15 protein-coding genes are annotated in these 16,395 nt (G+C 72.2%); 4 read left to right on the top strand and 11 right to left on the bottom strand.

The features are described 5' to 3' along the window. The 8 genes from ICW40_RS06770 to ICW40_RS06735 all read right to left on the bottom strand — a co-directional run. A partial coding sequence (locus ICW40_RS06770; protein WP_221653068.1) for a thymidine phosphorylase occupies positions 1 to 1,093 on the bottom strand: 1,093 nt, incomplete at its 3' end. Next, positions 1,090 to 1,440, bottom strand: a complete 351-nt coding sequence (locus ICW40_RS06765) for a cytidine deaminase (protein WP_221653071.1) — start codon at positions 1,438 to 1,440, stop codon at positions 1,090 to 1,092. The genes ICW40_RS06770 and ICW40_RS06765, both read right to left, overlap by 4 nt. A 139-nt stretch (positions 1,441 to 1,579) precedes the next feature. Next, the gene (locus ICW40_RS06760) at positions 1,580 to 2,878 is read right to left on the bottom strand and encodes an ABC transporter permease (RefSeq protein WP_308121673.1); all 1,299 of its coding nucleotides are present in this window, start codon (positions 2,876 to 2,878) and stop codon (positions 1,580 to 1,582) included. Then, positions 2,875 to 4,110: an ABC transporter permease gene (locus tag ICW40_RS06755; RefSeq protein ID WP_221653067.1), complete on the bottom strand. Its 1,236-nt coding sequence runs from the start codon at positions 4,108 to 4,110 to the stop codon at positions 2,875 to 2,877. Before ICW40_RS06755 ends, ICW40_RS06760 begins: the two co-directional genes overlap by 4 nt. Continuing rightward, on the bottom strand, positions 4,107 to 5,684 hold the full coding sequence (locus ICW40_RS06750; RefSeq protein WP_221653066.1) for an ABC transporter ATP-binding protein: 1,578 nt from the start codon (positions 5,682 to 5,684) through the stop codon (positions 4,107 to 4,109). Before ICW40_RS06750 ends, ICW40_RS06755 begins: the two co-directional genes overlap by 4 nt. Positions 5,685 to 5,886: 202 nt before the next feature. Further along, complete coding sequence (locus ICW40_RS06745; RefSeq protein WP_221653065.1) at positions 5,887 to 7,005, bottom strand: BMP family lipoprotein; 1,119 nt, start codon at positions 7,003 to 7,005, stop codon at positions 5,887 to 5,889. A 242-nt stretch (positions 7,006 to 7,247) separates the two neighbouring features. Then, on the bottom strand, positions 7,248 to 8,477 hold the full coding sequence (locus ICW40_RS06740; RefSeq protein ID WP_221653064.1) for an amidohydrolase: 1,230 nt from the start codon (positions 8,475 to 8,477) through the stop codon (positions 7,248 to 7,250). A gap of 44 nt (positions 8,478 to 8,521) precedes the next feature. Next, positions 8,522 to 9,652, bottom strand: coding sequence for a mannose-1-phosphate guanylyltransferase (locus tag ICW40_RS06735; protein WP_221653069.1), 1,131 nt, complete (start codon positions 9,650 to 9,652; stop codon positions 8,522 to 8,524). A 225-nt stretch (positions 9,653 to 9,877) separates the two neighbouring features. Between ICW40_RS06735 and sdhC the strand changes: the two genes are divergently transcribed. From sdhC to ICW40_RS06715, 4 genes are all read left to right on the top strand, one after another. Next, positions 9,878 to 10,258 (top strand): succinate dehydrogenase, cytochrome b556 subunit, encoded by a 381-nt coding sequence (gene sdhC / locus ICW40_RS06730; RefSeq protein WP_221653063.1) that lies wholly within the window; start codon positions 9,878 to 9,880, stop codon positions 10,256 to 10,258. Then, the gene (locus ICW40_RS06725; protein ID WP_221653062.1) at positions 10,258 to 10,722 is read left to right on the top strand and encodes a succinate dehydrogenase hydrophobic membrane anchor subunit; all 465 of its coding nucleotides are present in this window, start codon (positions 10,258 to 10,260) and stop codon (positions 10,720 to 10,722) included. Before sdhC ends, ICW40_RS06725 begins: the two co-directional genes overlap by 1 nt. 76 nt (positions 10,723 to 10,798) lie before the next feature. After that, positions 10,799 to 12,580, top strand: coding sequence for a succinate dehydrogenase flavoprotein subunit (sdhA, locus tag ICW40_RS06720; RefSeq protein WP_221653061.1), 1,782 nt, complete (start codon positions 10,799 to 10,801; stop codon positions 12,578 to 12,580). Further along, positions 12,580 to 13,356, top strand: coding sequence for a succinate dehydrogenase iron-sulfur subunit (locus ICW40_RS06715; protein WP_221653060.1), 777 nt, complete (start codon positions 12,580 to 12,582; stop codon positions 13,354 to 13,356). The genes sdhA and ICW40_RS06715 overlap by 1 nt, the downstream gene beginning before the upstream one ends. A 76-nt stretch (positions 13,357 to 13,432) precedes the next feature. Here the strand turns inward: ICW40_RS06715 and ICW40_RS06710 are convergent, their stop codons facing one another. From ICW40_RS06710 to trpS, 3 genes are all read right to left on the bottom strand, one after another. Then, complete coding sequence (locus ICW40_RS06710; protein ID WP_221653059.1) at positions 13,433 to 14,425, bottom strand: endonuclease domain-containing protein; 993 nt, start codon at positions 14,423 to 14,425, stop codon at positions 13,433 to 13,435. Between the two features lie 188 nt (positions 14,426 to 14,613). After that, positions 14,614 to 15,165, bottom strand: a complete 552-nt coding sequence (locus ICW40_RS06705; protein ID WP_221653058.1) for a 2'-5' RNA ligase family protein — start codon at positions 15,163 to 15,165, stop codon at positions 14,614 to 14,616. Further along, positions 15,162 to 16,208, bottom strand: coding sequence for a tryptophan--tRNA ligase (gene trpS, locus ICW40_RS06700; RefSeq protein ID WP_221653057.1), 1,047 nt, complete (start codon positions 16,206 to 16,208; stop codon positions 15,162 to 15,164). Before trpS ends, ICW40_RS06705 begins: the two co-directional genes overlap by 4 nt. Between the last annotated feature and the right edge of the window lie 187 nt (positions 16,209 to 16,395).

Genomic DNA, 16,395 nt, shown 5'->3' with positions numbered 1-16,395 from the left:
GGCGCCACGCCGCGACGCCGACGGCCAGGGCGTCGAGCCCGACGAGCACGCCGTCGGCCGGCGCGAGCACCACCTCGGTCTCGCGCGCCACCGGCAGCGGCGCGTCCGGGTCGCCGCCCTGCGCGGAGATCATCCGCCGCCAGACGTCCATCGCGCGGCCGTCCCCGAGGGCGTCGGCCGGGTCGACGTCGTCCCGGCCCGCGGCCGTGAGCATCTCGCGCGCGAGCGCCACCGTGAGCTCGACGACGTCGGGCGGCCCGCCGCCCGCGAGCACCTCGACCGACTCCCGCACCTCGAGCGCGTTGCCCGCGGTGAGGCCGAGCGGCGTCGACATGTCCGTGATGAGCGCGACCGTGCGCACGCCGGCGTCGGTGCCGAGCGCGACCATCGTGCGGGCGAGCTCCGTCGCGCGGTCGAGGTCCTTCATGAACGCGCCGCTGCCGACCTTGACGTCGAGGACGAGGGCGCCCGTGCCCTCGGCGATCTTCTTGCTCATGATCGAGCTCGCGATGAGCGGGATCGCCTCGACCGTCCCCGTGACGTCGCGCAGCGCGTAGAGCTTGCGGTCGGCGGGCGCGAGGCCCGAGCCGGCCTGGCAGATGACGGCGCCGACGTCCTCGAGCTGCCGCATCATCTCGTCGTTGGTGAGCGCCGCGCGCCAGCCCGGGATCGCCTCGAGCTTGTCGAGCGTGCCGCCCGTGTGGCCCAGACCGCGGCCCGACAGCTGCGGCACCGCGACCCCGCACGCCGCCACGAGGGGCGCGAGCGGCAGCGTGATCTTGTCCCCGACGCCACCGGTCGAGTGCTTGTCCGCCGTCGGCCGGGAGAGCGCGGAGAAGTCCATCCGCTCGCCCGACGCGATCATCGCGGCCGTCCAGCGGGCGATCTCGGCGCGGTCCATGCCGTTGAGCAGGATCGCCATCGCGAGCGCGGACATCTGCTCATCGGCGACGACGCCGCGCGTGTAGGCGTCGACGACCCAGTCGATCTGGCCGTCGTCGAGCCGGCCGCCGTCGCGCTTGGTCCGGATGACGTCGACCGCGTCGTGCGTCTCGTGCGCGCGAGCGGCTCCGGCGTCCCCGCCGGCGCTCATGCGCGCTCCACCAGGTCGGCGGGCCCAAACGCGTCGGGCAGCACCTCGGTCATGGGCCGGATGCCGCTCACCGTGTCGACGAGCAGCGAGGCGCCCCCGTGCTCCCAGAGGAGCTGCCGGCAGCGTCCGCACGGCATGAGGGCGTTGCCGTGGCGGTCGACGCACGCGAAGGCCACGAGCCGCCCGCCCCCGGACGTGTGCAGCGCACCGACGAGGGCGCACTCGGCGCACAGGCCCACGCCGTACGACGCGTTCTCGACGTTGCAGCCGACGACGACGCGCCCGTCGTCGACGAGCGCCGCGCAGCCGACCGGGAAGTCGGAGTACGGCGCGTACGCCCGCGTCATGACGTCCCGCGCCGCGGCCCGCAGCGCCTCCCAGTCGACGTCGTGACCTGCGTCCGTGCCCGTCGTGCCTGCGGTGCTCGTCACTGCCGTCCCCACTCTCGTGCGCTCCCCCGCTGCTGCGGGTCGCTGGTCGTCCGGGTCACTTCGTGTACGGGATGCCCTCGGCGGCCGGCGGCCGCACGCGCCCGACGAGGCCCGCGACGGCGAAGATCGTCGCGAGGTACGGGAGCATCGAGAGGAACTGGCTGGGCACCGGGGAGCCCAGGTTGTTGAGCACCTGGCGCAGCGAGTCGGCGAAGCCGAACAGCAGGGCCGCGGCGAGCGCACCCTTGGGGCTCCACCGGCCGAGGATCATCGCGGCGAGCGCGATGTAGCCCTTGCCGCTCGTGAGCTCCTTGGTGAACGCGAGCCCGGCCGAGACGAGCGCCGCCCCGCCGAGCCCGGCCACCGCGCCGCCCAGCACGGTGTTGATGACACGCGTGCGGTTGACCTTGATGCCGACCGTGTCCGCCGCCTTGGGGTGCTCGCCCACGGCGCGCATGCGCAGGCCCCACCGGCTGCGGAACACCATGACCTGGAGGACCGCGACCGCGACGTACATGAGGTAGACCACGAGCGAGTGCTTGAACAGCACGGGCCCGAGCACCGGGATCTCCGAGAGCACGGGGATGGGCAGGGTCGGCAGGCGCGGCGGCGAGTTGAGCCGCTCGGGGTTCTGCGTCAGCACCGTCGAGAAGAGGTAGTTGGTGACGCCGATGACCAGGACGTTGAGCACGACGCCGACGATGATCTGGTCGATCCAGTAGCGCACCGCGAACATGACGAGCACGAGGCCGACCAGCGCACCGGCCACCGGCGCGGCCACGAGGCCGGCGTACGGGTTGTCCGTGAGGCTCGCGACGACGACCGCGAGGAACGCCCCGCCGAGCAGCTGGCCCTCGATCGCGATGTTGATGATCCCCGAGCGCTCGCACAGCACGCCCGAGAGCGCTCCGAAGATCAGCGGCACCGACAGCGTGAGGGCGCCCGTGAGCAGAACCGTCAGGGGCAGCGCGTTGCTGTTCCCGGCCATCACCCAGACGAGGAAGGCCAGCAGGACGAGCCCGCCGAAGGTGAGCGGGACCCACGTGCGCACCCGCCGGCGCTGCACGGTGAGCCACGTCGCCCACGCCGCGAGCCCGAGCGCGAGCACGGACAGGACGAGCGCGGTGGCCTGGGACGGGACGGCGAACGGCGCGATCTGGACCATGTCGTCACGCGTCGCGACCATGAACCGGGTCGTCTCCGAGGACGGCGTGAGCAGCCCGAAGAAGACGAGCGCGACCAGGGCCGTCCCGAGGTAGAGCACGGGGCCGCGCCAGGCGATGCGCGCGCGCACGGTCCCCTCGGCCGCGGGGTCGACGATCCTGCTGGGGACCGGGTCGGTCTGGATGCTCACGCGCGGGCCTCCTTCATCCGGTAGCCGAAGAGCTGCGCCGCGCGGTGCAGCGGGGAGAGCTCGCGCACGAGCACCGGCGCCGCGATGAGCAGCACGATCGACGCCTGGATCACGAGGATGATGTCGATCGGGGTGTCCGCCGACGTCTGCATGAGCGGCGAGCCGGCCCGGAGCGCACCGAACAGGAGCGCCGCCAGGACGGTGCCGACGGGCTTGGAGCGTCCGAGCAGCGCGACCGTGATGGCGTCGAAGCCGATCGAGCCGGCGCTCGAGGCCTGCAGCGTCCGGTCCGTCCCGAGGATCTGCATGGCGCCACCGAGCCCCGCGAGGCCGCCGGCGACGAGCATGACCAGCACGAACACGAGGTTGACCCGGATGCCCGCGGTCCGCGCGGCGCGCTGGTTCGCACCCACCGCGCGGAACTGGAAGCCGAGCACCGAGCGCTCCATGAGCCACCACACGAGCACCGCGGCGAGGATCGCGACGACGAACCCCCAGTGGAGGCGGAACTGCAGCCCCAGCATGCGCGGCATGAGGGACGTGCCCGCGACCTCGGGCGAGATGGGGCGCGTGCCGCCCTGCCGCAGCAGCGTCGTCGTGAGCAGGAAGGACACGAGGTAGAAGGCGATGTTGTTGAGCATGATCGTGACGATCACCTCGTTCGCCCCGGTCCGGGCCTTGAGGAAGCCCGCGATGCCGGCCCACAGCGCACCGACGGAGATCGCCGCGAGGCACGAGAGCAGGACGTGCACGACGATCGGCAGGTCGTAGGTGATGCCGACGAACGTCGCACCCGCCGCGCCCATGAGCACCTGACCCTGGGCGCCGATGTTGAAGAGCCCCGAGCGGAACGCCACGGCGAGACCGAGGCCCGCGAGGATGAGCGGCACGGACGCCGTCATGGTCTCGGTGATCGGCCGGACCCGCCGGACGCCCTCGGCCTCGTAGTCGAAGACGGCGCCGCGGAAGAGCGCGGAGTACGCCGAGTAGATCGCGTCCCACGCCGCGCCGAGCATGTCGGCCGGCCGCGAGAAGAAGTAGCCGGCAGCCGCCTGGACCTCGGCGTTCGCCGCGGCGATGAGCACGGACGACGCCACGAGCGCGAGCAGGATCGCGAGCACGATGGTCAGCCACGACGCGTCGAGGACGCGCTGCAGGACGCCCGGACCCGCCGGGCCCTCGGGTGTGCTCGGCTTCGCGGACGGCGCGACGAGCGTGTCGGTGGTGCTCACAGGGGGATCCCGTCGGTCGTGTCGGCGTCGCCGAGGACGGTGTGGTGGGTCGCGGCCTCGCGCTGCGCCTCGTCGGGGGACGCGCCGGCCATCATGAGGCCGAGCACGTCGCGGCTCGTCCCGCCCGGCACGACGCCGATGACGCGCCCGCGGTACATCACGGCGATCCGGTCGGCGAGCGCGAGCACCTCGTCGAGCTCCGTGGAGATGATGACGACGGGCGTGCCGCTGTCCCGCTCCTGGACGATCCGCTTGTGCACGAACTCGATCGAGCCGACGTCGAGCCCGCGCGTCGGCTGGCTCGCGACGAGCAGGCGCAGCGGCCGGGACATCTCGCGCGCGAGGACGACCTTCTGCTGGTTGCCGCCCGACAGCGTGCTGATCGGGTCCTTGACGGAGGTCAGCCGGACGTCGAACTCCTCGACGCGGCGGTGGGCGTTCTCCGCGACGCGGCCCGGTCCGAGCGAGCCCAGGCGCGCGTACGGCGCCTGCGCGTGCAGGTCGAGGATGAGGTTCTCGGCGATCGAGAACGACGAGATGAGGCCGTCGGTGCTGCGGTCCTCGGGCACGAAGCCGACGCCCGCGCGCAGCACGTCGTCGACGCTGCTGCCGAGCAGCTCACGCCCGTCGAGCTGGATGGAGCCGGCCGTCGCGGTCCGCAGGCCGAGGATCGCCTCGGCGAGCTCGGACTGGCCGTTGCCCTGGACGCCGGCGATCGCGAGGATCTCGCCGCGCCGGACCTCGAGGCTCACGCCGTCGACGACGCGCGTGCCGACCGGGTCGAGCACCGTGAGGTCGCGCACCTGGAACGTCGCGTCGCCCGGCTCGGCAGGCACCTTCTCGACGCCGAGGTCGACCGTCCGGCCGACCATGAGCGACGCGAGCTGCGCCTCGCTGTCCTCCGGGCTCGCGGTGCCGACGACCGTGCCGCGCCGGATCACCGTGATCCGGTCCGCGACCGCGCGGACCTCGCGGAGCTTGTGCGTGATGAAGACGATCGACGTCCCCGCGTCCTTGAGCTGACGCATGATCGCGATGAGCTCGTCGGTCTCCTGGGGCGTGAGCACCGCGGTCGGCTCGTCGAGGATGAGCACCTTCGCGTCGCGGCTGAGCGCCTTGATGATCTCGACGCGCTGCTGAACGCCGACGGGCAGGTCCTCGACCATCGCGTCGGGGTCGACGGCGAACCCGAAGCGGTCCGAGATCTCCCGCACGAGACGGCGCGCGCGCGTCAGGTCGATCACACCGGCGGGGCCCGACGTCGGCTCGTGCCCCAGCACGACGTTCTCCGCGACCGTGAAGACGGGGACGAGCATGAAGTGCTGGTGGACCATGCCGATGCCGGCGGCCATCGCGTCGCCCGGCCCCGCGAACTGCACGGGTGCCCCGTCGACGAGGATCTGGCCCTCGTCGGGCTGGTAGAGCCCGTACAGCACGTTCATGAGCGTGGACTTGCCCGCGCCGTTCTCGCCCAGCAGGGCGTGGATCTCGCCCGGCTCGAACGTCAGGTCGATCGCATTGTTCGCGACCAGCGGCCCGAAGCGCTTGGTGATGCCCTGCAGCTCCAGCTTCACGACCGCCCCCCGCAGGGATGTTCCAGGCTCACGGCGTCCTCGCCCTCCACGTCGGTGCTGCTCCGAGACTAGTGACGCGTCGTTGCGTCACCACAGGACCTGCGGCCGGTCGCCGTCGGCGACCCTGGCGGGCAGGCCCTCGCACGACGGTGGCCCGGGGCGACGTGCGCCCCGGGCCACCGCCTGTGCGACTAGCGGTCGATCACTCCGTCGGCGTGGCCGACGGCGAGGTGACCTCGAGCTCACCCGCGATGATCTGCTCACGCAGGCCGTCCACGGCCTCGACGAGCTCGGCCGGGACCGTCGCCTCGAAGTCGTGCAGCGGGGCGAGGTCGACGCCGCCGTTCTCGAGCGTGCCGACGTACGGGTCGGACGAGAACTCGCCGTCGACGGCCGCGGAGATCGTGTCGAAGACCGCGGTGCCGATCTGCTTGATGACCGACGTGAGGATGAGCTGCTTGGTGTCGGCGTTCGACGCCTGGAGGTAGCCGTCCGAGTCGACCCAGATGACCGAGACGCCCTCGGCCTGCGAGGCCGCGTTGAGCGAGCCCGCACCGACGGGGCCGGCGACCGGGAGGATGATGTCCGCACCCGACGCGATGAACTGCTCGGTCGTGGAGCGGCCGGCCTCGGTGTCGGAGAAGTTCCCGATCATCGAGCCGTTCTGGGCCTCCTTGTCCCAGCCGAGGACCTGGACGTCGTCGCCGTTGTCCTCGTTCCACTTCTGGATGCCGTCGTAGAAGCCGTCCATGAAGATCGTGACCGACGGGAAGGGCATGCCGCCGTAGGTCGCGACCGTCTTGCTCTGCGTCGTGCCGCCCGCGAGGTAGCCGGCGAGGAACGCCGCCTCGTGCGTGTTGAAGAGGAGCGGCTTGGCGTTGTCGAGCGTGACGGGCGCGAAGTTGTCGTCGCTGAACGCGCTGTCGACGAGCGCGAAGCTGATGTCCGGGTTGGCCTCGGCGGCCTCCTGGATCGCGTCCTCGAGGGCGAAGCCGACGCCGATGATGAGGTTGCAGCCCTCCTGGACCATCGAGTCCACGTTGCCCGCGTACTGACCGGGGTCCGCCGACTCGGCCGTGCGGGTCTCGATGCCGAGCTCGCTCTTGGCGCGCTCGAGGCCCTCGAAGCCGGACTGGTTGAACGAGGCGTCGTCGAAGCCGCCCTCGTCCGAGACCATGCAGGCGGTGTAGTCGACCGTCTCCTCGGACGTCTCGCCACCGCCGGTCGTCGCCTCGGGCTCCTCCTCGGGCGCCGCGCCGCAGGCGGCGAGGGCGAGTGCCGCGGCGGCCGTCAGGACCGCTGCTCGCGTCAGTCTTGTCACGTCGTACTCCTGTTGGTGTCTGCCGGTGGGCCTGCCTGCCGAGGTCCGCGGGGGTGTGCGGTGTCCTGCGGGCGCGCGCTCCGTCACTGCGTCGTCACCACCGGCACCTGACCGGCTGGCACCACGCACCCTAACCGCGCCCACCACGCGCCAGTGTTACCGGCCGGTATCAGCAGTCGGTTGTTACCCAACCGGAATGTTGCGCTGAGCCGTTCGGGCGGCGGGCGCGGGCGGGACGTCCGTCAGGCGGGGACGCGCTCGTCCCTCGGTGCTCCGGCGAGCAGCGCGACGCGTGCGAGGAGGCGCGCGCCGACGCCGATCGCGCGCTCGTCGACGTCGAAGTCGCCCTGGTGGATGTCGAAGGTGCGCCCGCCCGGGGTCCGGGTGCCGAGCCGCGCCATCGCGCCGGCGGCGCGCGTCAGGAGCCACGCGAAGTCCTCCCCGCCCAGCGACTGCTCGGTGAGCTCGACGGAGTCCTTGCCGAGCACGTCGCGTGCGGCCGCGTCGAGCAGGCGCGTGCAGGCGGCGTCGTTGTCGACCGGCGGCACGCCTCGGTGGTGCTGGACGTCGACGTCGACCCGGTACGGCGCGACCACGTGCTCGACCGCCTCGCGGAGCACGGCCGCCGCCTCCTCCCACGCGCGCGCGTCGAGGCAGCGCAGCGTGCCGCGCAGGGTGCCTGTCGAGGGGATGGCGTTGCTCGCGCTCCCCGCGTGCACCTGGCCCCAGGTGAGGTTGACGCCCGAGCGCGGGTCGAGCCGCCGGCCGAGAACCGTGGGCACCTGCGTGATGACCTGGCCGAGCGCGAAGACGACGTCGGCCGTGAGGTGGGGACGCGACGTGTGCCCGCCCGCCCCGGTGAGCGTCACCGTGACCGGGTCCGACGCCGAGGTGATCGGGCCGATGCGGGTGCCCACGCGGCCGACGTCGAGCTTGGGGTCGCAGTGCACGGCGAACACCTGGGAGACGCCGTCCATGGCGCCCGCCTCGATGGCGTCGAGGGCACCCCCGGGCTGCACCTCCTCGGCCGGCTGGAACAGCAGCCGGACCCCCGTGGGCACGCGACCCGCCTCCGCGAGCTCGGCGAGCACGAGGCCCGCCCCGAGCACCGCGGCCGTGTGGACGTCGTGACCGCACGCGTGGGCCACCCCGGGCACGGTCGACCGCCAGGGGTGCGGGCAGTGGTCCGGGACCGGGAGCGCGTCGAGGTCCGCCCGCAGCGCGATCCGCCGTCGACCCGTCTCGACGGGTCCCGGGCCGAGGTCGCACACCAGGCCGGTGCCCGGCAGCAGGCGCGGGGTGAGGCCGGCGGCACGCAGCCGCGCGGCCACGACGTCCGTGGTCCGCCGCTCGGCGTGCGCGAGCTCGGGGTGCGCGTGGAGGTCGCGGCGGAAGGCGACGAGCTCGTCCAGGAGGCCGTCCACACGCGCGTTGAGACGGTCGACGGAGACGGTTCGGGCAGCTTCCAGCACCCGACGAGCCTAGTTCCTGGCCCGGGTGGCCCGGTGCGCCGCGGTCAGAGGAGGTCGGTGCGCCCCCGCTCGCGGACGGCGTCCACCACGCCCTTGAGGCGCTGCGCGTGCTCGCGCGTGGTCACCAGCACGGCGTCGGGCGTGTCGACCACGACGACGTCGTCCACGCCGAGCACGGCGACGAGCCGGCCCGTGCCCGGGACGACGAGCGCGTCCCGCGCGTCGACGACGAGCGTGTCCGCCGGGTCCCCGAGCACGCGCGCGCCGCCCGCGTCCTCCGCCCGGGGCAGCAGCTCGCCGAGCGACGCGAAGTCGCCGACGTCGTCCCAGCCGAAGCTCCCGTCGACGACCGCCACGCCGCCCTCCGCGGCCACCGGCTCGGCGATCGCGTGGTCGATCGCGATCCGCAGCAGTCCCGGCCACACGCGCGCCAGGACGTCGTCGCGCGCGTCGGTGTCCCAGGCCGCGGCGATCTCCCGCAGGCCCGCGTGGAGCTGCGGGTGCAGCCGCTCGAGGTGACCGAGCAGCACGTGCGCGCGGACGACGAACATGCCCGCGTTCCAGCGGTACTCGCCCGTGGCGAGGTACTCGGCCGCCGTCGTCGCGTCGGGCTTCTCGGTGAAGCCCTGCACGTGGGACGCGCTCGGTGCGTCGTCGAGCCCCAGCGGCTCCGCCCGCCGCACGTACCCGAAGGCCGTCGACGGCCCGCTCGCGGGGATGCCGACCGTCACGACGTAGCCCTCGCGCGCGGCAGCGACCGCCTCGCGCACCGCCGTCGCGAAGCCGGGGCCGGAGTCGATCACGTGGTCGGCGGCGAAGGAGCCGAGCACCACGTCGCCCTCGCGCTCGGCGAGCACGGCGGCCGCGAGCCCGATCGCGGCCATCGAGTCCCGCGGCGACGGCTCGGTGAGGACGGCGCCGGGCCCGAGCTCGGGCAGCTGCTCGCGCACCGCGGCCTCGTGGGCCTGCCCGGTGACGACGACGACGCCGTCGGCCCCCGTGAGCGGCAGCAGGCGGTCGACCGTCCCCTGGAGGAGCGTGCGCCCCGTCCCCGTGAGGTCGTGCAGGAACTTGGGTGCCCCCGCTCGCGAGAGCGGCCACAGACGTGTCCCGGCACCGCCGGCCGGGACGACGGCGCGGAAGCCGGGTACGGGGTCAGGGGTCGTCGTCGCCATGACGCCCGATCCTGCCAGGACGGCGGCGGAGGCGCGCTGACCTGTGGTGTTGGTCACAAAGGGCCCCGATCGGGGCCCTGAGCAGGACTCCTGGCCCTGGCGCGACGATCGGCGCCCCCCGGCGGTGACTACAGTCGGGACGTACAGTGACTCCGGGCCACGGGCCGTCCCGCACGGTCCCGGCCGGACGACGACGTCACCTCGACTGCCCGGGAGGAACCCTCAGTGCCCGATGCACCGGCTGGCACGCTCTACCGCGGCCGCGAGGGGATGTGGTCCTGGGTCGCGCACCGCGTGACCGGGTTCCTCATCTTCTTCTTCCTGCTCGTCCACGTCCTCGACACGTCGCTGGTCCGGGTCTCCCCCGAGGCGTACAACGCGGTGATCGGGACCTACAAGAACCCGGTCATGGGTCTCGGCGAGGCCGGCCTCGTCGCCGCGATCGTCTTCCACGCGTTCAACGGCATCCGCGTGATGCTCGTCGACTTCTGGTCCAAGGGCCCGCGCTACCAGCGCGTCATGCTCTGGGTCGTCGTCGGCCTCTTCGTCGTCACCATGGCGGGCTTCCTCCCGCGGCACCTCATGAACGTCTTCGGAGGGCACTGATGGCCCAGCTCGCCACCCAGGCACCCACCGTCTCGGCGCCGCGCAGCCCGCGGTCCGGCCGTCGCACCACGCGCACCAACTACGAGCTGTACGGCTGGGTGTTCATGCGCGCGTCCGGCGTGCTGCTGCTCGTCCTGATCTTCGGCCACCTGTTCATGAACCTCATCGACGGCGACGGCATCAACGCCATCGACTTCGGCTTCGTGGCCGGCAAGTGGGCGTCGCCCCTGTGGCAGGTCTGGGACCTGCTCATGCTCTGGCTCGCGATGATCCACGGCACCAACGGCGTGCGGACGATCATCAACGACTACGCCGAGCGCACGGGCACCCGCGTGGTGCTCAAGAGCGCCCTGTACCTCTCGTTCGTCGTCGTCGTCGTGCTCGGCACGCTCGTCATCTTCACGTTCGACCCGTGCCCGGCCGGCGCACCCGCCGACCTGCTCCCCTCCTTCTGCACCGCCTGAGCCGGTCACGCACCGTGGCCCACGCATGACCAGCTGACGCGGGGAGTCCCCCGCGAGACAAGGACCGAAGAACCTGATGCAGACCCACCAGTACGACGTCGTCATCGTCGGCGCGGGCGGCGCCGGCATGCGGGCTGCGCTGGAGTCCTCGACGCGGGCACGGACCGCGGTGCTCACCAAGCTGTACCCGACGCGCTCCCACACGGGCGCCGCGCAGGGCGGCATGTGCGCGGCCCTCGCGAACGTCGAGGACGACAACTGGGAGTGGCACACCTTCGACACGGTCAAGGGCGGCGACTACCTCGTGGACCAGGACGCCGCGGAGGTGATGGCCAAGGAGGCCATCGACGCCGTCCTCGATCTCGAGCGCATGGGGCTGCCGTTCAACCGCACGCCCGAGGGCAAGATCGACCAGCGCCGGTTCGGCGGTCACACGCGCAACCACGGCGAGGCGGCCGTGCGCCGGTCCTGCTACGCGGCGGACCGCACGGGCCACATGATCCTGCAGACGCTGTACCAGCAGTGCGTCAAGCAGGACGTCGAGTTCTTCAACGAGTTCTACGTGCTCGACGTGCTGCTGACGCACGACCTCTCCACGGATGACGTGCCCGAGGGCGAGCCCGTCGCGGTGAGCGGCGTCGTCGCCTACGAGCTCTCGACGGGCGAGATCCACGTGTTCCGCGCCAAGTCCGTGGTGTTCGCGACCGGCGGCGCGGGCAAGATCTTCAAGACGACGTCGAACGCCCACACGCTCACGGGCGACGGCATGGCGCTCGCGCTGCGCCGCGGCATCCCGCTCGAGGACATGGAGTTCTTCCAGTTCCACCCGACCGGCCTCGCGGGGCTCGGCATCCTTCTGTCCGAGGCCGCGCGCGGCGAGGGCGGGATCCTGCGCAACAGCGAGGGCGAGCGCTTCATGGAGCGCTACGCACCGACCATCAAGGACCTCGCGCCGCGTGACATCGTCGCGCGCTCGATGGCGAACGAGGTCCGCGAGTGCCGTGGCGCGGGCCCGAACAAGGACTACGTCCTGCTCGACCTGACGCACCTCGAGCCGGCGCACATCGACGCCAAGCTCCCGGACATCACGGAGTTCGCGCGGACCTACCTGGGCATCGAGCCGTACACCGAGCCGGTGCCCGTGTACCCGACGGCGCACTACGCGATGGGCGGCGTGCCGACGACCATCGACGCCGAGGTGCTGCGCAACAACACCGACGTCATCGGCGGCCTCTTCGCCGCGGGCGAGGTGGCCTGCGTCTCGGTCCACGGCTCCAACCGCCTGGGGACCAACTCGCTCCTCGACATCAACGTGTTCGGCAAGCGCGCCGGCATCGCCGCCGCGGCGTACGCCCAGACGGCGTCGTGGGTCGAGCTCCCGGACGAGCCGACGACCGCCGTCGTGACCGAGATCGAGCGCATGCGCGACGCCACGGCGAGCGAGCGGGTGTCCGACATCCGCCGCGACCTGCAGGACACGATGGACGCCAACGCCCAGGTGTTCCGCACCGAGGAGTCGCTGACGCAGGCGCTCGCCGACGTGCGGGCGCTCAAGAAGCGCTACCTGTCCGTCGGCGTCCAGGACAAGGGCCGCCGCTACAACACCGACCTGCTCGAGGCGATCGAGCTCGGGTTCCTGCTCGACCTGGCCGAGGTCGTCGTCGTCGGGGCGCTCGCACGCGAGGAGTCGCGCGGCGGGCACTTCCGCGAGGACTTCCCGAACCGGGACGACGCGAAGTTCATGAAGCACACGATGGCGTACGCACGAGCGACCGGCGTGCCCGGCGAGACCGAGATCCGCCTGGACACGAAGCCGGTGACCGTGACCCGCTACCAGCCGATGGAGCGCAAGTACTGATGACCGCACTCGACACCCGCGAGAACGACGCCGCGCCCTCGGACAGCACCATGGGTGCCGTCCCGAGCTTCGACGTGACCCTGCGCATCCGTCGCTTCAACCCCGACGCCGCCGAGCCGGAGGCGTACTGGGAGGAGTTCACGGTCACGGCGCACGGCACCGACCGCGTCCTCGACGCGATGCACAAGATCAAGTGGGAGGTCGACGGCTCGCTCACGTTCCGCCGCTCGTGCGCCCACGGCATCTGCGGCTCGGACGCCATGCGGATCAACGGCCGCAACCGCCTGGCGTGCAAGACGCTGCTCAAGGACCTCGACATCTCCAAGCCGATCCTCGTCGAGCCCATCAAGGGCCTGCCGGTGGAGAAGGACCTGGTCGTCGACATGGAGCCGTTCTTCGCCTCCTACCGCGAGATCATGCCGTTCCTCATCACGGGCGGGAACCAGCCCTCGGCGGAGCGCCGCCAGTCCCCCGAGCAGCGCGAGCGCTACGACGACACGACCAAGTGCATCCTGTGCGCCGCGTGCACGTCGTCGTGCCCCGTCTTCTGGACGGACGGCCAGTACTTCGGGCCCGCCGCGATCGTCAACGCGCACCGCTTCATCTTCGACAGCCGCGACGAGGGCGGCGCGCAGCGCCTCGAGATCCTCAACGACAAGGAAGGCGTGTGGCGCTGCCGCACGATCTTCAACTGCACCGAGGCCTGCCCGAGAGGCATCGAAGTCACGAAGGCGATCCAAGAGGTCAAGCGAGCCATGATCACCCGCGCCTTCTGACCCGAACCTTCCCAACCCACCCGCACCCGCCCCTCTCCTCCGCAACTGGAGCGTTCTCGTAGGACACGCCAGCGTGTCACCACGAGGACGCTCCGGTTCGTGGTGGCTTCGTCGTCCATGAGCATGGACGTGGTGAGCGGCGCACGGAGGCGTAGGCCCGGTGAAGGCGACGCTGCCACGCATGGCGCGCTGACGCGGACCCGACGTCGACGGCGGTGGCGCGGACCATCGTGAGGCCCAGGTGCTCGAGCGCCTCGTGACGACGGTGGTCGCTGCCCCGACGGTCGCTCGACGCGTGGACGGCGCCGTCGTACTCAGCAGCCACTCCGGCCTCCTCGTCGAGCAGGTCGACCCGGCCGACGAAGCGACCTCGTGCATCGAGGACGTCGACGTTCCCCGCAGGCTTGGGGAAGCCTGCGTCGAGCCACAGCAGCCTCAGCACCGACTCCTGGGGTGACTCCGCAGCCCCGTCGAGCAGGGGCAGCACGGCCGCCGCGCGGGGGCGTCCCACCCAGCCGCGCGCCATCTCGATGCGCATCCGGAGCTCGTCCTCGTCGAGGAGACCGAGCGCGAGCAGCCGGTCCGCCGCGATGACCGCGGCCTCCCGTGGGAGCAGGCGGACGAGGTCGAACGCAGTACGAAGCGGTGTCGTGACGGGCGCCGCGCCGACCTGCGTCCGCTCATGGCGCGCGACGGCGGAGCGCAGGATGCGGACGTCGGCGCGCGTCGTGAGACGGCTGTCCGGTGCTGCACAGACGAGCACCCGGGCTCCTGCGTCCGTCGCCCGCCGATCCCACCTCGGGCCGCCGTCGAAGACGCGAGGGCCGTCCGGGTCGGTCGCGGCCTCGTGCAGGCGCGCAGCCGCCCATCCGCCGAGCACTGCATGCGGCGGCAGCTGACCCGAGACGGCGGCGATCCGGATGTCGGGGTCCGTCACGTCGACGCCGATCGGGACGCGCACGCCGTGACGAACGCGCACGTAGCCGGGACCTCGCAGCTCGTTGGGCGTGATCCGCAGGGCGGTGGCAGCCTTCCCGTCCACTGTCCACGGCAGGGTCGGCTCGTCCATCCGCTGATGGTCCACGCCGCTGCGACGGCCCCAGCCCTGCGGTCCTACGACCTGTGGACACTCACAACCCTGTGGACGGTCACGCCGCACAGTGGAGCGACCTCGTGGTGACACGCCGGCGCGCCCCACCATCTCCCTCCAGTTTGCGGGAGAAGAGGGTAGGTGGGGTGGGTCAGGGGTGGGGTGGGTCAGGGGTGGGGGTGGGACGTGAGGGGGAAGTCGCGGACCGCGCGCCAGACGCCGTCGTCGCCGTGCTCGTAGACCTGGAGGCTGTCGACCTCGAACTCGGCCTCGAAGCCGGCGAGCTCGTCGAACGCGCGGTCGAGGGCGTCGTCGGGGACGTCGTGCGCGACCGTGACGTGCGGGTGGTAGTTGAACCGCAGCTCCTGCTCGAGCGGCCCTGACCGGACCGCGCGCTCGAGCTGCTCGCACTCCGCGATGCCCTTGACCACCTGGACGAACACGACGGCCGAGACGGGCCGGAACGTGCCCGTCCCGCGCAGCAGCACGGTGAACGGCGCGTGCTCCTTGCCGACGGCCGTGAGGTGGTCCCGGACGACCTCGAGCTCACCGGGCTCGACGACGGTCGGCCCCAGCAGCGTCACGTGCGGCGGGATGTCGTGCGCGAGCGGGTCGCCGAAGGCGGCGCGTGCGCGCTGGAGCTGCGGGCCGTACGGCTCGGGGACCTGGAGGGCCACCCCGATCCGCACCTGGTCGCCCACCCGCTCCGGGAGCCTCACGCGCGCGGTCCCCTCGCCGGCAGCAGGCCGATCGTCTCGCGCACCCGGTCCATGGTCGCCCGCGCGATCGCGGAGGCCCGCTCCGCGCCCTCGGCGAGCACGTCGTCCAGCTTGTCCGGTGCGTCGAGGTACTCGTGCACGCGCGCCTGGAACGGCGTCAGGAAGTCGACGACGACGTCGGCCAGGTCCTTCTTGAGGTCGCCGTAGCCCTTGCCGTCGTAGTCCGCGACGATCGCCTCGACGTCCCGGCCCGTGAGGGCCGAGTAGATCGTGAGGAGGTTGGCGATGCCGGGCTTGGCCTCGACGTCGTACCGGATCTCGCGTTCGGTGTCCGTGACCGCGGACCGGATCCGCTTCGCCACCACCTTCGGGTCGTCGAGCAGCTCGATGAGCCCGGCGGGGGCCGACGCCGACTTGCTCATCTTCGACGTCGGGTCCTGCAGGTCGTAGATCTTCGCGGTCGCCCGGACGATGTGCGCCTCGGGCACGACGAACGTGCGGCCGTAGCGGCTGTTCACGCGCTGAGCGAGGTCGCGCGTGATCTCGAGGTGCTGCCGCTGGTCCTCGCCGACGGGCACGAGCGCCGCGTCGTACAGCAGGATGTCCGCCGCCATGAGCACGGGGTACGTGAAGAGGCCGACCGTGGTCCCCTCGGCACCCTGCTTCGCCGACTTGTCCTTGAACTGGGTCATGCGGGAGGCCTCGCCGAAGCCCGTGTGGCACGAGAGGATCCAGGCGAGCTCGGTGTGCTCGGGGACGTGGGACTGCACGAAGAGGACCGACCGCGCCGGGTCGACGCCGGCCGCGAGGTACTGGGCGGCCGTGCGCCGCGTACGCTCGCGCAGCTGCTTCGGGTCCGGGGCGACCGTGAGGGCGTGCAGGTCGACGACGGTGTACAGCGCGTCGTAGTCGTCCTGGAGCGCGACCCAGCTCGTCAGGGCGCCGAGGTAGTTGCCGAGGTGCAGGGAGTCCGACGTCGGCTGCATCCCGGAGAGGATCCGGGGGCGCGACGCTGCCGTGGGTGCGCTGGCCATGCCCTGCATTCTGGCAGGTCCGGCGGGGTGGCTCGGACCGGCTCGCACCGGCTGGGACCGGCTGGCACCGGCCCGCACGGGCGCAGCCGCTGCGGACTACGTGGCCTCGTCGTCGAACGGTGCCGGGAGCGCGGCCGTGGCGGCCGGGTCGTCGTCCGCCGCGCCCGTGCGCCGGGCCGCGCGCGCGGACGTCGCG

Origin of the sequence: Actinotalea ferrariae, from assembly GCF_019733465.1 — a bacterium.
Taxonomy (GTDB): domain Bacteria; phylum Actinomycetota; class Actinomycetes; order Actinomycetales; family Cellulomonadaceae; genus Actinotalea; species Actinotalea ferrariae_A.
Note: the sequence above shows the minus strand (reverse complement) of the source record. Positions and strands in the feature narration are given on the sequence as shown.